The sequence below is a fragment of the Micromonospora sp. WMMB482 genome (genome assembly GCF_019038635.1).
Classification (GTDB): Bacteria; Actinomycetota; Actinomycetes; order Mycobacteriales; family Micromonosporaceae; genus Micromonospora; species Micromonospora marina.
On sequence record NZ_JAHOPD010000020.1, the window covers coordinates 4807185 to 4825897 of the forward strand.

At 70.8% G+C, this 18713-nt stretch carries 22 protein-coding genes and 1 pseudogene; 12 read left to right on the plus strand and 11 right to left on the minus strand.

The window, feature by feature from the left end; all coding sequences use genetic code 11:
* The first annotated feature begins 87 nt into the window (after nucleotides 1-87).
* The 5 genes from KSK32_RS23800 to KSK32_RS23820 all read left to right on the plus strand — a co-directional run bounded on the left by KSK32_RS23800 (nucleotide 88) and on the right by KSK32_RS23820 (nucleotide 4166).
* Nucleotides 88-753, plus strand: a complete 666-nt coding sequence (locus KSK32_RS23800; RefSeq protein WP_289256372.1) for a thioredoxin domain-containing protein — start codon at nucleotides 88-90, stop codon at nucleotides 751-753.
* Entirely contained in the window at nucleotides 750-2123 is a 1374-nt protein-coding gene (locus KSK32_RS23805; protein ID WP_216933193.1) for a cytochrome c biogenesis CcdA family protein, read from the plus strand. Before KSK32_RS23800 ends, KSK32_RS23805 begins: the two co-directional genes overlap by 4 nt.
* Nucleotides 2120-2515, plus strand: coding sequence for a BlaI/MecI/CopY family transcriptional regulator (locus KSK32_RS23810; protein WP_216933194.1), 396 nt, complete (start codon nucleotides 2120-2122; stop codon nucleotides 2513-2515). The genes KSK32_RS23805 and KSK32_RS23810 overlap by 4 nt, the downstream gene beginning before the upstream one ends.
* Entirely contained in the window at nucleotides 2512-3480 is a 969-nt protein-coding gene (locus tag KSK32_RS23815; RefSeq protein ID WP_216933195.1) for a M56 family metallopeptidase, read from the plus strand. The genes KSK32_RS23810 and KSK32_RS23815 overlap by 4 nt, the downstream gene beginning before the upstream one ends.
* Nucleotides 3481-3566: 86 nt before the next feature.
* Nucleotides 3567-4166 (plus strand): bifunctional 2-polyprenyl-6-hydroxyphenol methylase/3-demethylubiquinol 3-O-methyltransferase UbiG, encoded by a 600-nt coding sequence (locus KSK32_RS23820; RefSeq protein ID WP_216933196.1) that lies wholly within the window; start codon nucleotides 3567-3569, stop codon nucleotides 4164-4166.
* Nucleotides 4167-4272: 106 nt separating this feature from the next.
* On the opposite strand, the gene KSK32_RS23825 is transcribed toward KSK32_RS23820, so the two are convergent.
* From KSK32_RS23825 to KSK32_RS23865, 9 genes are all read right to left on the minus strand, one after another.
* Entirely contained in the window at nucleotides 4273-4809 is a 537-nt protein-coding gene (locus tag KSK32_RS23825; protein ID WP_216933197.1) for a class II aldolase/adducin family protein, read from the minus strand.
* Nucleotides 4806-4946: a hypothetical protein gene (locus KSK32_RS23830; RefSeq protein ID WP_216933198.1), complete on the minus strand. Its 141-nt coding sequence runs from the start codon at nucleotides 4944-4946 to the stop codon at nucleotides 4806-4808. The genes KSK32_RS23825 and KSK32_RS23830 overlap by 4 nt, the downstream gene beginning before the upstream one ends.
* 450 nt (nucleotides 4947-5396) lie before the next feature.
* On the minus strand, nucleotides 5397-5792 hold the full coding sequence (locus KSK32_RS34235) for a sulfite exporter TauE/SafE family protein (RefSeq protein WP_308163713.1): 396 nt from the start codon (nucleotides 5790-5792) through the stop codon (nucleotides 5397-5399).
* On the minus strand, nucleotides 5732-7477 hold the full coding sequence (locus tag KSK32_RS23840) for an aminotransferase class V-fold PLP-dependent enzyme (RefSeq protein WP_216933200.1): 1746 nt from the start codon (nucleotides 7475-7477) through the stop codon (nucleotides 5732-5734). The genes KSK32_RS34235 and KSK32_RS23840 overlap by 61 nt, the downstream gene beginning before the upstream one ends.
* A gap of 35 nt (nucleotides 7478-7512) precedes the next feature.
* Nucleotides 7513-7944, minus strand: a complete 432-nt coding sequence (locus KSK32_RS23845; RefSeq protein ID WP_216933201.1) for an OsmC family protein — start codon at nucleotides 7942-7944, stop codon at nucleotides 7513-7515.
* 125 nt (nucleotides 7945-8069) lie between these two features.
* A complete protein-coding gene (locus KSK32_RS23850; protein WP_308163813.1) occupies nucleotides 8070-8720 on the minus strand; it encodes a sulfite exporter TauE/SafE family protein in 651 nt (216 codons plus the stop codon).
* Between the two features lie 119 nt (nucleotides 8721-8839).
* Complete coding sequence (locus KSK32_RS23855; protein ID WP_216933203.1) at nucleotides 8840-9076, minus strand: YgaP-like transmembrane domain; 237 nt, start codon at nucleotides 9074-9076, stop codon at nucleotides 8840-8842.
* Nucleotides 9077-9926: 850 nt separating this feature from the next.
* The gene (locus KSK32_RS23860; RefSeq protein WP_216933204.1) at nucleotides 9927-11132 is read right to left on the minus strand and encodes a site-specific integrase; all 1206 of its coding nucleotides are present in this window, start codon (nucleotides 11130-11132) and stop codon (nucleotides 9927-9929) included.
* The gene (locus KSK32_RS23865; protein WP_216936322.1) at nucleotides 11132-11314 is read right to left on the minus strand and encodes an AlpA family transcriptional regulator; all 183 of its coding nucleotides are present in this window, start codon (nucleotides 11312-11314) and stop codon (nucleotides 11132-11134) included. The genes KSK32_RS23860 and KSK32_RS23865 overlap by 1 nt, the downstream gene beginning before the upstream one ends.
* Nucleotides 11315-11849: 535 nt before the next feature.
* On the opposite strand from KSK32_RS23865, the pseudogene KSK32_RS23870 reads away from it, so the two are divergent.
* Nucleotides 11850-12194: pseudogene (locus tag KSK32_RS23870) on the plus strand (transposase family protein); the annotation flags it as partial.
* Here KSK32_RS23870 and KSK32_RS23875 read toward each other — a convergent pair.
* Both KSK32_RS23875 and KSK32_RS23880 read right to left on the minus strand, forming a co-directional pair.
* Nucleotides 12143-12634, minus strand: coding sequence for a hypothetical protein (locus KSK32_RS23875; protein WP_216936525.1), 492 nt, complete (start codon nucleotides 12632-12634; stop codon nucleotides 12143-12145). The pseudogene KSK32_RS23870 and the gene KSK32_RS23875 overlap by 52 nt on opposite strands.
* Before the next feature lies 1 nt (nucleotide 12635).
* The gene (locus tag KSK32_RS23880; RefSeq protein WP_216933205.1) at nucleotides 12636-13028 is read right to left on the minus strand and encodes a hypothetical protein; all 393 of its coding nucleotides are present in this window, start codon (nucleotides 13026-13028) and stop codon (nucleotides 12636-12638) included.
* 272 nt (nucleotides 13029-13300) lie between these two features.
* On the opposite strand from KSK32_RS23880, the gene KSK32_RS23885 reads away from it, so the two are divergent.
* From KSK32_RS23885 to KSK32_RS34630, 6 genes are read left to right on the plus strand one after another with little or no spacing between them, the layout of a single operon-like run.
* Nucleotides 13301-14449, plus strand: a complete 1149-nt coding sequence (locus tag KSK32_RS23885; RefSeq protein ID WP_216933206.1) for an acyl-CoA dehydrogenase family protein — start codon at nucleotides 13301-13303, stop codon at nucleotides 14447-14449.
* 14 nt (nucleotides 14450-14463) lie between these two features.
* Nucleotides 14464-15222, plus strand: coding sequence for an SDR family NAD(P)-dependent oxidoreductase (locus tag KSK32_RS23890; protein ID WP_216933207.1), 759 nt, complete (start codon nucleotides 14464-14466; stop codon nucleotides 15220-15222).
* Nucleotides 15223-15254: 32 nt separating this feature from the next.
* Nucleotides 15255-16427 (plus strand): acyl-CoA dehydrogenase family protein, encoded by a 1173-nt coding sequence (locus KSK32_RS23895; protein ID WP_216933208.1) that lies wholly within the window; start codon nucleotides 15255-15257, stop codon nucleotides 16425-16427.
* A complete protein-coding gene (locus KSK32_RS23900) occupies nucleotides 16424-16888 on the plus strand; it encodes a MaoC family dehydratase (RefSeq protein ID WP_216933209.1) in 465 nt (154 codons plus the stop codon). Before KSK32_RS23895 ends, KSK32_RS23900 begins: the two co-directional genes overlap by 4 nt.
* Entirely contained in the window at nucleotides 16885-18054 is a 1170-nt protein-coding gene (locus KSK32_RS34625) for an AMP-binding protein (protein ID WP_353939625.1), read from the plus strand. Before KSK32_RS23900 ends, KSK32_RS34625 begins: the two co-directional genes overlap by 4 nt.
* Nucleotides 18035-18430 (plus strand): hypothetical protein, encoded by a 396-nt coding sequence (locus KSK32_RS34630; RefSeq protein ID WP_353939626.1) that lies wholly within the window; start codon nucleotides 18035-18037, stop codon nucleotides 18428-18430. Before KSK32_RS34625 ends, KSK32_RS34630 begins: the two co-directional genes overlap by 20 nt.
* Nucleotides 18431-18713 lie beyond the last annotated feature (283 nt).

The window sequence follows — 18713 nt, forward strand, 5'->3', positions numbered from 1 at the left end:
GGAGACATGCGCCCGACGAAGCCGACGCGCAGGAGCGCCAGGCGTACCCCCCGCATCAGTCGGGCGGCTGGTTGGCTGGGCCCGGTCGTGGTCATCGCGATCGTCGCCGTGCTGGCAATCCTCGCCCGGCCCGCCGACAAGCCGGCCGAACCAGCCGGCGGGCCCGCCGCTGGAGGATCGGCCGGTGGCCAGACCGAGAACCCCTTTGCCGGCCTCGCCCGGCGGACGCCCAACGACCCTCTCGCGCTCGGGAAGCCCGACGCGCCCGTGGTGATCCTGGAGTACGCCGACTTCCAGTGCCCCTTCTGCGGGCGGCACGCCCGCGAGACCGAGCCGAAGCTGATCAGGGACTACGTCGACAGGGGCCTGGTCCGGATCGAATGGCGCGACCTGCCCTACCTCGGTGCCGAGTCGAACGACGCGGCTGCCGCGGGGCGGGCCGCCGCCGCCCAAGGAAAGTTCTGGGAGTTCCACAACGCCGTGTACGCCAAGGAGCGCCGCGTGAACAGCGGTTCCCTGAACGAGGCCGCACTGCGCGCCATCGCCAGGAGTGTCGGGCTGGATGTGGCCCGGTTCGACACCGACCGTGCCTCCGCCGCCACCCGCGCCGCCGTCGGGCGTGACCAGCAGGAGGCGACCTCGATGGGCATCACCGGCACCCCGGCGTTCATCGTGGGAGACACCCCCGTTGTCGGTGCCCAGCCGTACGGGGCGTTCAAGCAGACCATCGACCGGCAGTTGGGGGCGCAATGAGCGACATCGGCTACCTCGCCGCCCTGCTCGGCGGAGTGCTCGCGCTGCTCAGTCCGTGCAGCGCCATGCTGCTGCCCGCCTTCTTCGCGTACGCCTTCCAGAACCCCCAGCAGTTACTGGCCCGCACCGGCATCTTCTATTTCGGCCTGGCCGCCGTGCTGGTGCCGCTCGGGGCTGGCTCCTCGGTCGTGGCCGGAGCCTTCTTCCAGCACCGGGACACCCTGATCCTGGTCGCCGGATGGTCGATCATCGCGCTGGGTGCCATGCAACTGGTCGGCAAGGGATTCACCTTCGGGCCGGCGCAGCGGTTGATGGCACGGATCACCGGCGACTCTGCGCTGTCGGTGCTCGCCCTCGGCGCCGTCTATGGGCTGGCCGGCTTCTGCTCCGGCCCGATCCTGGGCGGCATCCTGACGGTCGCCGCGACCTCCGAGCAGCCCGCGACCGGTGGTGCCCTGCTGGCCGTGTACGCCCTGGGCATGACCGCGCCCCTGCTGCTGCTCGCCCTCGTCTGGGACCGGTGGCGTATCGGCCAGCGCCGGTGGCTGCGAGGCCGGCAGTTCTCCATCGGTCGGCTGCACCTGCACACCACGTCAACGGTCTCCGGTCTGCTCTTCGTCGCCCTGGGCGTGCTCTTCCTGGTCTTCGACGGCACGGCCGGTCTGGCCGGCGGTTTCGGGCTGACCGACATCGAGGGCGCCGCGCAGGAGTGGGTGACCAGCGCGCTCGGCGACGTACCGGATCTCCTGGTCCTCCTCGTCGCGGGGTTGGCCGCGGTCACCGTCCTGGTGCGGCGCCGACGTCGTACCGGGACCCCGGAAGCGGCTGCCGCCCCGCTGCCGTCCGCCACCGACGTGGCCGGAGTGACCCTCACGCCCAGCCCGTCGGTGTGGCCGGCTCGGCGGTGGACGGCGGCAGCCGCCGGCGCCGTAGGGACCACGGTGGTGATCGCGGTTCCCACCGATCTGATCGACACCCCCTACTTCAGCCGTGACATGGCCGTCACCTGGTGGGCGTGGCCGGTGCTGGTGGTGACCGCGGTCCTGTCCGGGCTGCTCCTGGCGACCTACGTCGCGCCCGTCGCCGGAACCGGCGACCAGGCGACCGGCCGCAGCGAGTCGCGGACCGGGGTGACCGGGGCGGCCCTGTCGCTGTTCGCCGTCGGCTGCCCCGTCTGCAACAAGCTCGTCCTCATCGCGCTCGGCTACAGCGGCGCGATGAGCTGGTTCGCCCCGGCGCAGCCGATACTCGCCACAGCCTCGATCGCCCTGCTCGCCTGGGCGCTGCGACGTCGGCTCGCCGGCGAGCGGGTCTGTCCGGCTCCGGCCGCCTCGGCACCGCTGCCCGCCGACGGTAGGTTCGACCGATGAGCCGACACCGAAGGAAGGACCCCGGCAACGACCGCCCGCTGGGGCCGCTGGAATCCGCGGTGATGAACGTGTTGTGGGAAACCCCCGGGCCGCTCACGGTGCGGCAGATGGTCGACGCGATGGCGGACCGCGACCTCGCCTACACCACGGTGATGACCGTCCTGGACAACCTGCACCGCAAGGGTTGGGCGGAGCGTGATCTCGCCGGCCGGGCGTACCGCTACCGCCCGAAGGCCAGCCGGGAGGAGCACGTCGGACAGCTCATGGCCGAAGCGCTCTCCTCGGCCGCAGACCAGCATGCCGCCCTGGCCAGGTTCGTCGACACCATGACATCCGAGGAGGCCGCGGCCCTGCGCGAGCTGCTGGACGAGCGCGGAAAGCCCAGCGCGTGACCAGCCTGGTACTGCTGGCCTGGGCGGCCGCGGTGGCGGTCCTCGCCCGTCCGGCCCTCACCGGGCGATGGGCGGCCTCCCTGCCGCGGCTCACGGTCGGACTCTGGCTCGGAGCAGAACTCTCCATCACCGTCGCCGTCCTCACCGCCGGACTGCTCGTCGCCGTACCGCCCGCTGCCCTCGCCGCCGGCCTGGAAGGCATCATCGTCGCGTGCACGCGGGCCCTGGCGGGCCTGGGTGCCCCGAACGAGACGCTCGCCGTGATCGGGCTGCTCGCCACCGCGGTCCTCGCCGCCCGCCTGCTGATCAGTCTCATCGTCACCTTCACCTCCGCCCGCCGCTGGCGCCGCCGTCACCTCGCCGCCCTGCTGCTGCTGGGCCGACAGGACGCCAACGGTTCGACTGTCGTGGACCACGGCACGGCCGCGGTCTACTGCCTGCCCGGCCGACCGGGCCAGGTCGTCGTCACCAGCGCCGCGATCGACGCCCTCACCGCCGACGAGTTCGCCGCCGTACTGCGGCACGAGCGGGCGCACCTCCGGGGCCGACACCACCTCCTCGTCGCTCTCGCCGTCGCGTTCCATCGCGCGCTGCCAGGATTGGCGATGGCCGACGCGGCCGAGACGGAGATCAGACGGCTGGTGGAGCACCTGGCCGACGACCACGCGAGCGCGCGTCACGGACGGCATGCTGTCGCCACCGCCATCGTCCAGCTCGCCGACCGCGTTCCCCGGCACGCGCTGGGTGCGGGGACGGGGGCGGTGGAGCGGGTACGCCGCATGCTCACTCCACCGGCCCGACCGCGGATCCTCCACCGCCTCGTCGCCGCCGCCGCGATCGGACTGCTCCTGACCGGACCGCCGGCCGTGGCGGTCGCCTCCGCCGGCCTGGTCCTCCAGGCCGCCACCTGTCCGACCGGCTCGCCACCCGCGGCCGGGAATCCCGCCCACCTGGCCGGCGGCTGACGGCCTCGACCGCATCTGCAGCCGCTCTCGGCAAGGATGAGGGCTGCGCCGGAACCAGTCCTTCGCACGTCGAGAGGAGTACGACGATGGACAGCAGTGCCTGGGACGAGCGGTACGCGAGCGCCCCGGAACTCGTGTGGACCGCCGAACCCAACCGCTTCGTCGTGGAAGACGTCGCCGGTCTGTCCCCCGGCCGGGCCGTCGACCTGGCCGCCGGTGAGGGACGCAACGCAGTGTGGCTGGCCCAGCAGGGCTGGAGGGTCACCGCAGTGGACTTCTCCGCGGTAGCCATCGAGCGGGGCCGGGAACTGGCCCGTCAGCGAGACGTCAACGTCGACTGGCAGGTCGCCGACGTCACCGAGTACAAGCCGCCGGCCGACGGCTTCGACCTGGTACTGATCGCGTACCTGCACCTGCCCGCCGCCGAGATCGCCAGGGTGCTGTCCCACGCCCGCGAGGCGGTACGTGCCGGTGGGCGGGTCCTCGTGGTTGGCCACGACCTCGCGAACCTCTCCGGCGGCACGGGTGGCCCGCAGGACCCCGATGTCCTGCTCACCCCCGAGGCGGTGGTGCAGGAGCTGCCGGGGCTGCGGATCCGCCGGGCCGAGACCGCTCGCCGACCCGTGACGGTGGAGGGCGGAGCTGTGGACGCCCTGGACACGGTGGTGGTCGCCGAACGTTCCTGACCATTCCGGCGTGCACGATCGCCGAACCGCGAGCACGTCCGACCGGCGTTTTTGCCGCCCCAGGCCCGTCGGTGCCGGTGATGCGGCCCGGCCTCGCCGGGACGGGTCAAAGCGCTCGTCGCATACCGGCGCGGACGGCGTCCAGCGCGCCTTCGGGGAAGTTCACCGCGCCACCGAGCTCGCTGGCCTCAAGTTCGGCGCCGGCCGCCTCCTTTAGGGCCTCAACGAGGTGGGCGGCGTCCATCGGACGGATCCCGAAGGCGAGCAGCCCGTGGTTGGCGAGGATGACTGCCGAGGTGAGGGGGTGCGACTGCAAGGTCCGTACGATGCCGTCCACCGACTGCGGGGTGCCCCGCGGGGCCCACGGGACGACCGGTACGTCCTCCGCCTGCCCGAACCTGAGCAGGGCTTCGTACCGGCACGGCAGGGGACGGCTGGCCAAGGCGAAGCCGGTGAGCGCCGGGGAGTGGGTGTGGATGATCGCTCCGATGTCACCACGGGTCTGGTAGACCCGGGCGTGCATGGACACGATCTCCATGTTTTCCGGTGTGATGTCACCCTCGACCACCTCGCCGTCCAGCCCGACGACGGCGAACTGGTCGGGCCCTAGCTGGCGGACCCGTCCCGTGTTGCTGATGATCATCGTGTCACCCGCAGCGCGCTGACGTTGGCGTGGCCCGAGTGGGACATCACTCCTGCCGTGAACAATTCCCGGACCGCGTCCACCAGTTGCGACCGCAGTTCGTCGGGCGAGCCACTGGCCACGTCGTCCCCTCTCACAGCCTGAAACCGGTCCGCGAGATACCCACCTGAGCAGGTGTCACACCCTGAGCAGCGCCGCTACCGAAGTGTGTGGCCCGCCAGGGCAAGCCGGGAGTCGGCGTATGCCCGTGCCGTTGACGGCCCGTCACCTCGACGGTGTTGTCCTGGGAACCTTGGTCACGCGGATACGTCTGGGGAGTGCCGGTAAGCCAACTGACCGAGGTTGACTGGTGTGGATCGGTTGCCACGCCACCGATTACGGCAGTGCCTCGACGGGCGGGTCGACTCATGCAGTAACTCCTCTCGGCACGGTTCGGTCTTCACGATCGGCCGCTGTTCCCCACAACCCGGCCGGCCCAGGACACGCCAGCCGGGGGGAACCAGCGCAGCGCTTCGAAGTCATCCGGTAGGCCGGTCACTCCCTTATCAAAAGGATCTTCTCGGGATGCCCGTCGACCGGCAGGATGTTCAGCCGGCCATGGTGTGTACGCCGATGAACGCGGCCACCACGAGGATGAGCGCTGCGAACCCGCGCGTGGTCGCGGTGGGCGGCAGCCGGTCGGCGGCCCGCTTGCCGGCGAGGCTGGCGACGATCGCGGCGAGCGTGAACGGCGTGATCACCGCCCAGTCGTAGTGGCTCGATCCGGTGCGGGCGACCAGCGACGCCGCCGAGTTGACGGCGATCACCAGCAGCGAGGTGCCCACTGCGGCGGGCATCGGCATTCCGACGGCGAGAACCAGGGCGGGCTGCACAAGATCCCCGGCATGAACGAGGTGCTCCGCATCGTGTTGGCGCTGCTCCCTTAGGTTCTTCGGCGTCCCGCCGGTCGTGACGGTCCGCCGGCGAGCGCCGGCGCGGTGCACGCCGGCGGAAGAGGGAACCAGCGCAACGCCTCGAAGCCGGGCGGCAGGCCGGTGGGGCCCTCGTCGAGGTGGTCGTCCCGAGCGGCGAAGATTTCGCCGGCCTCGCGCAGGTACCCCGGCAGGGCGTCCTCGCCGACCCGATCTCGCCGGCCGGGCCGCTGTGCCGCGTCGTCGAAGAGGTAGCTCAGGTCGGCCACGCTCAGCGCCTGCCCGGTGCCACGGTGGTGGCGCCACAGCCCCGTGCGAGGGTCGAAGCGGTAGTCGGTCAGCAGTCGGTGCCCGTAGCGGGCGACCAGGTCGACCGCCTCGATGAGGTAGTCCGCCGCGGTGTCGGAGATGAAGTAGTTGAAGTTGATCCGTAACCAGCCGGGCTTGATTCCGTCGCAGCCGAGCCCGATTTCGTCGCGGAACGCGTGCGAGCGTTGCGCGTCGATCGCCAGCAGGCGATGACCGTAGGGCCCGGCGCAGGAACAGCCCCCGCGGGTCTGGATGCCGAACAGGTCGTTGAGCAGCGCGACGACGAAGTTGTGGTGCAGATACCGCTCGCCGTGGCGGATGCGCAGCGACACGATGGACAGCCTCCGGGCCTCGGGGTATCCGAGCACCTCGATCTGTGGGTTCGCCGACCAGCGGCGTAGCGCCCGAGACCACAACTGCTCCTCGCGGGCCTGGATGACGTCGGTGCCGACGGCCTGCTTCAGCGCGAACACCAGCCCCGCCCGGATCGACTCGACGATCGCCGGCGTGCCGCCCTCCTCCCGGGCGACCGGATCGTCGAGGTATCGGTGTCCGGCCGGGTCGACGAACGCCACGGTGCCACCGCCGGGGGCGGTCGGCACCCGGTTGCGGATCAGATCCCGGCGCAGCACCAGGACACCGGGCGTCTGCGGCCCGCCGACGAACTTGTGCGGAGACAGGAACACCGCGTCCTTGCCGTCCCCGGCCCCCGGCGTCGACTCAGCCACCCGGATCGGCACGTACGGGCCTGCGGCGGCGTAGTCCCAGAACGAGAGGGCCCCGTTGGCGTGCAGCAGCGCCGCGATCCCGTCGACGTCGGAGAGGATGCCGGTGACGTTGGAGGCGGCGGAAAGGCTGCCGATCCGCAGCGGCCGGCTCGCGTACCGGGCCAGTTGCGCGGCGAGTTCGACCTGGTCGATGTGTCCGTCGGCGTCCGCGCCGATGACCACCACATCGGCGTACGTCTCGCGCCAGGGCAGTTCGTTGGAGTGATGCTCGTAGGGGCCCACGAACACCACCGGACGCTGCTCGGGCGGAATGCCGCCGAGGAGCCGGTAGCGGCGCGCCGGACCGTCGGGCAGCCGCAGCTCGAGGATCCCGATCAGCTTGTTGACCGCCGCCGTGGCCCCCGACCCGCAGAAGATGACCACATGCTCGTCGGTGGCGCCGACCGCGTCGTGGATGACCTGCCGGGCGTCCTCGCGCAGCCGCCCCGTGGCCAGGCCGGTGCCGGAACTTTCGGTGTGGGTGTTGGCGTAGCGGGGCAGCACCCACTCCCGGATGGCGTCCTCGATGAAATCGAGCGACCGGCCGGAGGCGGTGTAGTCGGCGTAGGTGATCCGCCGCGGCCCGTACGGGCAGTCCAGCACCTCACCCTCGCCGATGATCCCCTCGCGGATGCGAGCCAGCAGGCGTTCGGATCCGGCCGCGGAACCGTTCGTCTCCATGTCACACCTTCCCCTGTGCCCGAGACCGGACGCTGTCAGAGCACGTCGACGGTGACCGTCGGCGGTGCTGTCAGGGTGTTGTGCACCGTGCAGTGCGATGCCACCGCCAGCAGCGCCTGCTTCCGAGCTTCCGGGAACCCGTGCGGCAGTCGTAGGCCCAGCCGGATGTCGGCCACCCGCGCCGGCCGGTCCGCCGCCATCCGGTACGTCACTGACACCCCCAGACCGTCCCGCTCCAATCCGTGCCGGGTCAGGTACCTGCCCGCGTAGAAGGCCACGCAGGTGGCCAGCGACGCCACGAACAACTCCGTCGGAGTCGGCGCCTCGTCGTCGCCGCCCGCCTCTGGTGGCTGATCCACCAGCATCCGGTGTCCCCGTACCGCGAACTCGTACGACTCACCCGCCGTGAAACGAACGTCCACCGTCCCGACCTGCTCGTTCACGGCCTGCGCGCCAGCCTGGCCCATGGTCCTGCTCCTTTCCGTGCTCCCGATTCAGCCAACACCCGCGGTCTGCCTTGCAGAAGTCCCGTCCGACCCTGATGAGAGGACCTTGGGCCCGGCGGGTTGGCCGGTGGGGCTCGGGTACCAGATCACCGGCCGGAGAGAAGAAGACCCAAGGCGAGCAGGACGAGCACGATGCCGTAGGCCCGGGCCAGCCAGCCGGGGTTGGCGCGGATGGACAGCCGGGCGCCGAGGTGCGCGGCGGGCACCGCCAAGACGGTGTACGCCAGCACGACCCGCCAGTCGACGTGCCCGAGCCGCCACTGCGTGACCGTGCCGGGCAGCGCCAGCACGGCGGAGACGGCCAGCGAGGTCGCCAGCGCCCGCTCGATCGGCGGGTGCAGGACCATCAGGTAGAGCGGGCGAGCAGGGAACCGCCGCTGTTGGCCAGCAGACCCGAGAAGAGCCCGACCACCGCGGCCACGCCGACCATCCGGGACCGGACAGCGAAGGTCCGGCCCTCGCGGGCACGCTCGCGGTGCGGAGAGGGCCAACCGCACACCGATGGCCGCGACCACCACCTCGATCGCGCGTACCAGCACCCGCCCGCCCACGTACGGGGTGGCCAGGGCGCCGACCACAGTCGCCGGAAACCCCACGGCGACGCTCCACACGAGGATCCGCCGATCCACGACCCCCCGTCTCCAGTAGGCCCGCGACGACGCCAGCGCGACGGGTACGGCGGCCGGTAGGGGAGAGGCCAGCGCGACGAATGCCGGCACCCCGACCAGATGCAGCAGGGGGTGTGCCCACCGCCGAGCCGCCGGCCCCGAACAGCCCGGCGAAGAATCCCACCCCGGCGCCGATGAGGGCGATCGCCCACCATGTCATCAGCCGGCCGGTGGCAGCGCCCAGGCGATCACCGGCGGGCTCTGTTCCGGCTCGCTTCCTGGAAGCGGCGGCCGGACAGCGGCATACCGAACAACGGCGCCAGGGTGCAGAAGTTGAAGAGCCCAGCGGCCAGCGGCAACAGGCCCAGCAGGGCCAGCAGCCACCACCAGCCGCCCAACGACACCCCGACCACGATGAGCACCAACCCGAGGACGACCCGAGCGACCCGACCGGCTGGCGAGTTGAAGAACCTCAGGACGGGCATGGCCACTCCCGGGAACGAATAGGGACAATTACCTCCAAACTCCGCCAGCGTATCGTCAAAGCCGGACCGGCCGTACCGGAAGCGCCTCGATGAGCACGGCCGGACCGGCCCTCCGGTCGCCCGCGTTCGTGCGGAAGAGCGCGGCGGCTGGTCGCTGGGGGGCTGGCGACGCCTCAATCGCCCGGCGTCGGCGCCGTTCACTCGCTCGCGGCGAAGCGTTCGACGTTGTCGATCGGACCGAGGATGAGGATCAGGTCACCGTAGGCGAGCACCTGTCGGGAGTGGCGTGAGCCCTACGGCGGCCTCGAAGCCGTACAAGTTCTGGTGGGGACCATGGCGCTGAAATTGCCGGCGACAGGAAGCGAGTAGTGACACCGAGCGGTTATGCGTCTCGCGATCCTCACGGACTGAGCGCCGCGTTCCCTCCGTCGCCAGCGCGGCTGGCGCAGAGCTGACGAAGGTGTAGCCGCTGGTGATGGTGGCCCCGACGTCGAGGGAGTGGCGGGTTACTGCCTAGCGCGTGCGCGAGGCCAGCAATGCGGTCGGACAGCTTGACGCGGGAGTGCTTGACGATGCGCGGTAACGAACCCGGTAACGGAGAAGAGCGCAAGCCTGCGGATTAGACGGACGGCACGGAACGGAACAGCATTCGAAGCCGCTGCTTCGTCTGCTTCTGCGGATGTTTTAACCTGTTCTGGCATGCCGTGACATGATCGTTGTCAAACTGGGGGTCAAGGGGTCGTCGGTTCGAATCCGGCCGTCCCGACAGCACGAAAAGAGGCCGTCAACCTGGGTGAAAACCCTGGTCAACGGCCTCTAATTCGTATTGTGCTAGTGGGGATTTGCTGATCTAGACGGCGCGTAGCTGGGGACCACCTTGGGACCGGCGGGCCTTCAAATGGGCGCTGAGGGCCGTTCCGGCGTCCGTGATCGACTGTCGGTCGGGGTGTAGGTAGCGCTGAGTCGTCGTCAGTGATCCGTGTCCGGCAATTTTCCGTAGGACGTGCACCGGTACGCCTGCGTCCGCCATCCAGGTAAGGCCGGTGTGCCGCAGGTCGTGTCGGCGTAGGTGTTCGTATCCGAGCTTGGTGACCACCTCATCCCAATGCGTCGCGTCACGGAGTACGGCGGTACTGATCCGGCCACCGCGCGGGCCGGTGAACAGCCGGGATTCCGGCTTGGACGCGGCGTCCAGGCGGTGAGCCACGATCGGTCGTACCTCTTCGATCAGCGGCACGGTCCGGGCGTGTTTTCCCTTGGTGCCCTTGTCGATGAGGCCACCGGGGCTGGGTGTGGTCTGGCGGCGCACTGTCCACGTCCACGTTCTCCGGTCGATGTCCTCGGCCCGGACGCCGGAAACCTCGCCGATCCGGGCGGCGGTACAGGCGGCGAATATCACCACGTCGGCCCATCCGGTGAAGTGATTCGCGGAGCGGTCGACCAGTGCAGCGGCAAGAGTGGTCAGCGTTTCCCAATCGGGCAAAGCCAGCGAGCGTGGATCGTCCAACTCGTCGGCAACCCGCTGGTATTCGCGTTGCCATCCGGTCACCTGTGCGGGATTCCGTTGGATGATGCCGTCACGCACGGCCTGTTCCATCACGCGGACCAGCACGGCGAGGCTGTTCTTCACCGTCGATCGGCTGTATTCGTCGGCGATCCAGGAATGCACCGCCCGGTCTACCGCGCCGTTGGTGATCATCCGAACGGGAATGTGGCCGAGCGTCGGCACCACCCGCTTGCGCCACCCGGCCAGGTACGGATCGAGCGTCTTGCGCTCCAAGCCGCGTAGGGCCAGCGTCATCACGCTCTCGCCGTACTTGGCGAGGCGCTTGGTCGCGGCGATCGGGTCGACGCCACCCTGTGCGGCGCTGGCCATGCCGTCGAGCCAGGCTTGCGCCTCTTCCAGTGTGGCGACCGTCGTTGATTTGGACAGCCGGCGGTTGCTGGTCCGGTCGGTCCACCGGACCCGCGCCCGGTAGGGCCGGTCGCGGCCGGGCCGGTGCTCAACGTCGGTGGCCAGACGCACGCCGATCGGTGGTTGCTGCGGCGTGGCCATCAGGCCGCCTGCGGGTAGACGCGACGGGCGGACAGCCACTGCTCTACGTCGGAGGTCGCGTACTTCACAACCCGGTCGGAGATCTGGATGAACGGCGGACCCTGCAACGGTTGGAGAGTGCGCCACCGCCGGATGGTCGACGGATCGACGTCGAGCAGCTCGGCAAGTTCCTCGGTGGACATGAACACCTTCGGCGAGAGGCGGATGACGTTGTCTCCTTCCTGGCGGTCGATCGCGTCTGCGGGCTGATTCTGCGGCACGAGTCGCACGGTGAGCGCCTTTCCGGGGTGATTGGACTCTGTTGTGAAGACAGGGAGTTATCGGCTCAGAAGGGCGTAGAACGGCCCGCTGAGAGCGCCGTAGACGCAAGATTTCGGGTGCCCCGGTGTAGGGCGTTGGGCGGTTGCGTCTGTGTGGCTCTCAGCGGGCCGTTTCCGTGAGCCGGGACCGGCGTCCCGGTCGAGAGAGATGCGTCAGGGTCGGCGGTGGGTGACCTGTCGCCGGGGGGTATCCGTCCCATCCGCACCAAGCTCGTTTTGCCTGCTCAGGCGCGGTACGGATTGGGGCGCTGGTACGGATTGATCCGTACCAGTGAGCCATTTTCGACGTGACGGTGCAGGTCACGGGCGGTGCGGGGAGGCCGGTGTCTATGTAGGACGAGGCTCCCGGTAAGACAGCAATCGACCAAGATCAGATGCCCCAACCGGGAGCCTCGCTGTGCTGTCTTACCCTGCCGCGATTCCGTTGTCCACCCGCAGCCTGAATCACCTCGCCGCCCTCATCCGAACCCGCCGCCAGCAGCGACGGTCCCGGTGGCGACGCCTCGACCCCGGCCGGCAAGCCCTGCTCGCCCTGGCCCACCTGCGCAACGGCGACACCCTGACCCGCCTGGCCGCTGGCTTCGAGATCGGCGTCACGACGGCCTGGCGTTATGTCCGCGAGGCCATCGACCTGCTCGCCGCGACCGCCGACAACCTGGCCACGGCCATGACCAGGATCCGGCTGCTCGCCTACGCAATCCTCGACGGCACCCTGATCCCGATCGACCGGGTCGCCAACCAGAACAGGGCCGAGAGCGCCGGCGCCAGATCCGCCAGGTCCGCGGGAGCCAGACGCACGGCGATCATCGCCGGCAACTCCAGGTGGGCGCCGTTGTCGTAGCCGTGCCCCTGGCCGGCAACCTCCAGACTCCATAGGAGATCCGCCCGGGTCCAGTCGTGCACGCCGTCGGCGAGGCTCCGCACGACGTCGTTCAGCGCGGACGGGATCGAGCTGGTGGTCGCCTCGAGGTGCACGGCGAGCGCGGCGCGGCGGCGAAGCTCACCCGGCCACGCCTTGGTGGCCGCCCATTCCGGCGTGCGGGTCACCGACGTCGCCCAGAAGTAGGTGTCCATCGGACGGAGCAGCGGCCGAACGTGGACGTCGGCTTCGGCGATTCCGGTTTCCACCCGCCGGCGATCCGGGGCGCTCAGCGCGGGAAGCAGACGCGTCCAGTCACCCATCTCAGCCACCTACCAGGGGGACGAGTCGCACGAAGGCCACCTCGGGGTCCGCAAGCAGGTCGATCTCCTCGTCGAGATCCTCGACCTGGCGGTCACCCACCAACAGCACGAAGCCGTTGCGGGCAAAGGCGGCACACGCCGCGTCCGCCTGACGCTCCCAGTCCAGCCGCCGTCCCCGACCGACCCGATAGCCGTTCAACGTCGCCTCCGCGTTGGTCGGCCGCACCAGACCCCGGAAGAGGTCGGCCTGGTCGGCGTCGAACCGCGCCACCTCCTCGCGCACGCGCAACCGGACCAGCTCCCGCGCGGAGATGCGCTCGGGCAGGCCTGCCAACGGCCACTGATCGATCGCCCTGCCCGTCGCTGTCTCGTCCCGAACCGTAACCGTGGCCATCGCGCCGTGCTCCTTGCCTTGAGGTGAGCGGCATCATGGCACGACAGTTCGACGGAACCGCTGCGGTCATCCGCCCGGGCAGCGGGTGTCACCGCTGTATTCAACGCAGTGCCCCGGCCGGCCGGGCGTCGTCGCTGCCGGCGCCGGAGCGAGGTCCCGGCCGGCGAGCACGATCAGCGCGGCGGCGGCATCGACAATCCGCTGCCGGCTGAGCAACGCCTGCCTCGGCCGGGTCTGGACGTACTTAAACTTGCAGCGCTAGTTTATGCCGCATGGACCTTCAGCTCTCCGCGGAGCAGGCGGCGGTTCGTCAGCTCGCCGCCGAGTTCGTCGACCGTGAGGTGGTCCCGCACGCCGCGGCCTGGGACCGGCGCGAGTCGGTCGACCCGGAGATCGTGGACAAGCTCGGCCGGCTGGGCTTCCTCGGGCTGACCATCTCCGAGGAAGACGGCGGGTCCGGCGGCGACCACCTCTCCTACTGCCTGGTGCTGGAAGAGCTCGGCCGGGGCGACTCCGCCGTCCGGGGCATCGTCTCGGTGTCGCTCGGGCTGGTCGCCAAGGCCATCGCCGCGTACGGGTCCGCCGCGCAGCGGGCCGAGTGGCTGCCCCGGCTCTGCGCCGGCACCGCGCTCGGCTGCTTCGCCCTGACCGAACCGGACAGTGGCTCGGACGCGGCCGCGCTGACCACCCGGGCGACCCGCGACGGCGGCGACTGGCTGATCACCGGCGCGAAGACGTTCATCACCAACGGCACCGTGGCCGACGTGGTCCTGCTCTTCGCCCGCACCGGCGGACCCGGACACCGGGGCATCAGCGCGTTCCTGGTGCCCACCAACGTCGCCGGGCTCACCCGGAGGGAGATCCACGGCAAGCTCGGGCTGCGCGGGCAGGCAACCGGTGAGCTGCGCTTCGACGCCGTCCGGGTGCCCGACTCGGCGCGCCTCGGCCCGGCCGGCGGCGGGTTCCGGCTGGCCCTGGCCACCCTGGCCAAGGGCCGGATGTCGGTGGCCGCCGGCTGCGTCGGCATCGCCCAGGGCTGCCTCGACGCGGCGGTCGGCTACGCCGGGCAGCGCACCCAGTTCGGCAAGCCGATCGCCGGGCACCAGCTGGTGCAGCAGTTGCTCGCCGCCATTGCCGTGGACACCGCCGCCGCCCGGCTGCTGGTGTGGCGGGTGGCCGACCTCGTGGACCGGGGCGAGGCGTTCGCCACCGAGGCCTCGATGGCCAAGCTCTTCGCCAGCGAGGCAGCGGTCCGGGCGGCCAACAACGCCGTCCAGGTCTTCGGCGGGTACGGCTACATCGACGAGTACCCGGTCGGCAAGTACCTGCGCGACGCCCGGGTGGCCACCCTCTACGAGGGCACCAGCCAGATCCAGCAGCTGCTCATCGGGCGCGCGCTCACCGGCGTCAACGCCTTCTAGCAAAGGGGAGAACCGTGACCAGATTCGCCGACCGGGTGGCCGTCGTCACCGGCGCCGGGCAGGGCATCGGCGCGGCGACCGCCCACCGGCTGGCCGCCGAGGGCGCCGCCGTCGCCGTGGTCGACCTCGACGAGGAGCGCAGCCGGGCGGTCGCCGACGAGATCACCGCGGCCGGCGGCCGGGCCGTCGGCATCGGCTGCGACGTGACCGACCCCGCGGCGGTGGCCGCGATGAGCGACCGGGTGGTGCAGGCGTACGGCGGGTTGCACGTGCTGGTGAACAACGCCGGCATCACCCGCGACGACCTGCTGTTCAAGATGCCACTGCCACACTGGGAGGCGGTGCTGACCACCAACCTGACCAGCATGTTCCTCTGCTGCCAGGCCGCCCAACAGCACATGGTCGCGGCCCGCTACGGCCGGATAGTCAACCTCAGCAGCCGCTCCGCCCTCGGCAACCGGGGCCAGGTCAACTACGCGGCGGCCAAGGCGGGGGTGCAGGGTCTGACGGCCACCCTCGCCATCGAACTCGGCCCGTACAACGTCACGGTCAACGCCGTCGCCCCGGGCTACGTTGCCACCGCGATGACCGCCGCCACCGCGCAGCGGGTCGGCAGCAGCCCGGAGGAGCATCAGCGGACGGTCGCCGAGCACACCCCGCTGCGCCGGGTCGCCCAGCCGACCGAGATCGCTTCGGTGATCGCCTTCCTGGCCAGCGACGACGCGTCGTACGTCAGCGGACAGACCCTGTACGTCAACGGCGGCGCGCGCTGAGGCGCGTCGGCGGACCAGCACCCGGAGGGGACATGGACTTCGCGCTTTCCGACACCGAGCGGGCGATCCGCGACACCGCCCGCGACTTCATCACCCGGGAGGTCATGCCGCTGGAGCAGGAGCTGCTGCGGCGGGAACGGGCGCACCGGCCCGGACTGGAGCACAGCGAGCTGCGCGAGTTGCAGCTCAAGGCGCGCAAGTTCGGGTTCTGGGGGCTGGGCACCCCGGAGGAGTACGGCGGCATGGACCTGCCGGCCGTCACCCAGTCCCAGATCTGGACCGAACTCGGCCGCTCGTTCGTGCCGTTCCGGTTCGGCGGCGAGGCGGACAACATCCTGTTCCACGCCAATGACGAGCAGAAGCGCGAGTACCTGGTCCCGACCATCGAGGGGGAGCGGCGCAGCTGCTTCGCGATCACCGAGCCCGGCGCCGGCTCCGACGCGGCCAACATCAAGCTCAGCGCCCGCCGTGACGGCGACGACTGGATCCTCAACGGCGAGAAGACCTTCATCACCGGCGGTCACGACGCCGACTTCGCCATCGTGATCGCGGTGACCGACCGGGAGAAGGGGGCCCGCCACGGCGGCGCCACCGCGTTCCTGGTGGACCGGTCGATGGGCTGGCGCTCGGAGTTCATCCAGACGATGGGCGAGGGCGGCCCCGCCTCGCTGGTCTTCGACGACGTCCGGGTACCCAGGCGCAACATCCTCGGCGAGCCCGGGCAGGGCTTCAGCCTCGGCATGGAGTGGATCGGCAAGGGCCGTTACATTATCCCGTCGCACGCCGTCGGCATCGCCGAGCGGGCGTTGTCGATGGCCATCGACTACGCCAACACCCGGGAGACCTTCGGCGCGAAGATCGGCACCAACCAGGCCATCCAGTGGATGATCGCCGACTCGGAGACCGAGCTGGAGGCGGCCCGCTGGCTCATCCTGCGCGCCGCCTGGACCGTCGAGCAGGGCATGGACCCGCGGCACGCCTCCTCGATGGCGAAGCTTTACGGCGCGGGCATGGTCAATCGGGTGGTCGACCGCGTCCTGCAGATCCACGGCGGCATGGGCTACACCCGTGAGCTGCCGATCGAGCGCTGGTACCGGCAGGTCCGGCTGTACCGGATCTTCGAGGGCACCGACGAGATGCAGCGACTGATCATCTCCCGCGACCTGCTGCGCGGCTACACAAAGCTGGGAGGGCACCTGGCATGAGGGTCTTCGCGTCCATCGAGGAGTTGGCCGAGGCGACCGGCGAGACCCTGGGCCCCGGCCCTTGGTTCCGGATCGACCAGCAACGGGTCGACCGGTTCGCCGACGCCACCGACGACCGCCAGTGGATCCATATCGACCCGCGACGGGCCGCGGCCGGCCCGTTCGGCGGCACCATCGCGCACGGCTACCTCACGTTGTCCCTGCTGCCGGCGCTGGCCGGTGGCCTTTACCGGGTCGAGGGGGTGGCCATGGGGGTCAACTACGGCCTCAACCGGGTGCGCTTCCCGGCCCCGCTCCGGGTCGGCCGCGCGGTCCGCGCCACCGCGACCCTGGCCGGGGTGTCACCCGTGGACGGCGGCGTGCAGGTGGTCGCCGCGGTCGCCGTGGAAAGCGACGCCGGCGGCAAGCCGGTCTGCGTCGCCGAGACGGTCAGCCGTCTGGTGCGGGGCGTGGCCCGATGACCGCGCTGTCGCTGGCCATGGTGCTGGCCGAGTCCGCCCGCCGGCACGCCGACACCGTCGCCGTGGTCGACGGCGACACCCGGGTGACGTACGCCGAGCTGTGGCTGGAGGCGCGCAGTTACGCCGCCGGGCTGCGCGAGCGGGGGGTCGGCCTCGGCGACAAGGTGGCCCTGCTGGCTCCGAACGTGGTGGACTTCCCCCGGGTCTACTACGGGGCCCTCGCCGCCGGCGCGGTGCTCGTCCCGGTGCACCTGCTGCTGACCGTGGACGAAGCGGCGCACGTGCTGACCGACAGCGGCACGAAGCTGCTGGTGTGCCACAGCTCCCAGCTCGCCCTGGGCGCCGCCGCCGCGGCGGCGGCCGGCGTGCCGCTGGTGACCGTCGGGCCGGCGGCCGCCGGCGCGGTCGCGCCCCGCCTGGAGGAGCTGAGCCACCTGCTGCCACCGCTGCCGTCGTACGTCACCCGGTCGGCGGAGGACCCGGCGGTGGTGCTCTACACCAGCGGCACCACCGGGGTGCCCAAGGGCGCCGTGCTCACCCACCTCAACCTGGTCATGAACGCCACCGTGAACGTCTTCGACGCCAACGACGCGCGCAGGACGGACGTAGTGCTCGGCTGCCTGCCGCTGTTCCACAGCTTCGGCCAGACGGTGGCGATGAACGGCACCTTCCGGATCGGCGCGACGCTGGTGCTGCTGAGCCGGTTCACCGGGCCGGCCGCCATCGACCTGATGCTGCGTGAGGGGGTGAACGTCTTCCACGGCGTGCCCACCATGTACGTGGCGCTGCTCGACGCCGCCCGGGACCGGGACGACCTGCCCCGGCTGCGGCTCTGCGTCTCCGGCGGGGCATCGCTGCCGGTGGCCGTGCTGGAACGGTTCCACGCCGCCTTCCAGACGACGGTCTTCGAAGGGTACGGCCTCTCCGAGACCTCACCCACCGCCACCACCAACCAGCCGCACTTCGGCACCCGCGCTGGGACCATCGGGCACCCGGTCTGGGGGCGTGGAGGTGGAGATCGCCCGCGCGGAGGTGGACGAGCGAATCGAGCTGCTGCCGACCGGAGAGCTCGGCGAGATCGTCATCCGGGGGCACAACGTCTTCGCCGGTTACCTGGGGCGGCCCGAGGCGACCGCGGAGGCGGTGGTGGACGGCTGGTTCCGTAGCGGTGACCTGGGACGCAAGGACGCCGACGGGTTCATCACCATCATCGACCGGAAGAAGGACATGATCATCCGGGGTGGCTTCAACGTCTACCCACGCGAGGTGGAGGAGGTCCTTGCCGGGCACCCGGCGGTCGGCCAGGTGGCGGTGATCGGGGTGCCCGACCCGCGTCACGGCGAGGAGATCTGCGCGGTGGTGGTGGTGGACCCGGCCGGCCCGGGCCTGCCCGACGAGCAGGAGATGATCGACTGGTCGCGGGAGCGTCTGGGCCGGCACAAGTACCCACGGCAGGTCCGGTATGTCGACGACCTGCCGCTCGGGCCGAGCCACAAGGTGCTCAAGCGGGAACTGCGTCGCCGGATGGCCCCGCCCGACTGACCACCGCCCGCCGTCCACTGCCACCCGCCCAGGCCGCGGCCCTCGTCGCGCTCACCGCGCATCGAGGGCCGCTTCCTCCGGCTGTCGCGCCGGCGAGCGTTGCCCGCCGTCGTGCTCGGCGGGCGGTCCCGGCGGTGGCGTCGAATACTGAGCCGATGACCAACCCCGACCTCGATCCCGAGGTGTACCCGCCGATCGACCCGCGTGTGGACGTGCCGGACGGCCCCGGCGCACTCCTCCCGGACACCCCCGGGTGACGATCGTGCTGACCGAGGACGGGCTG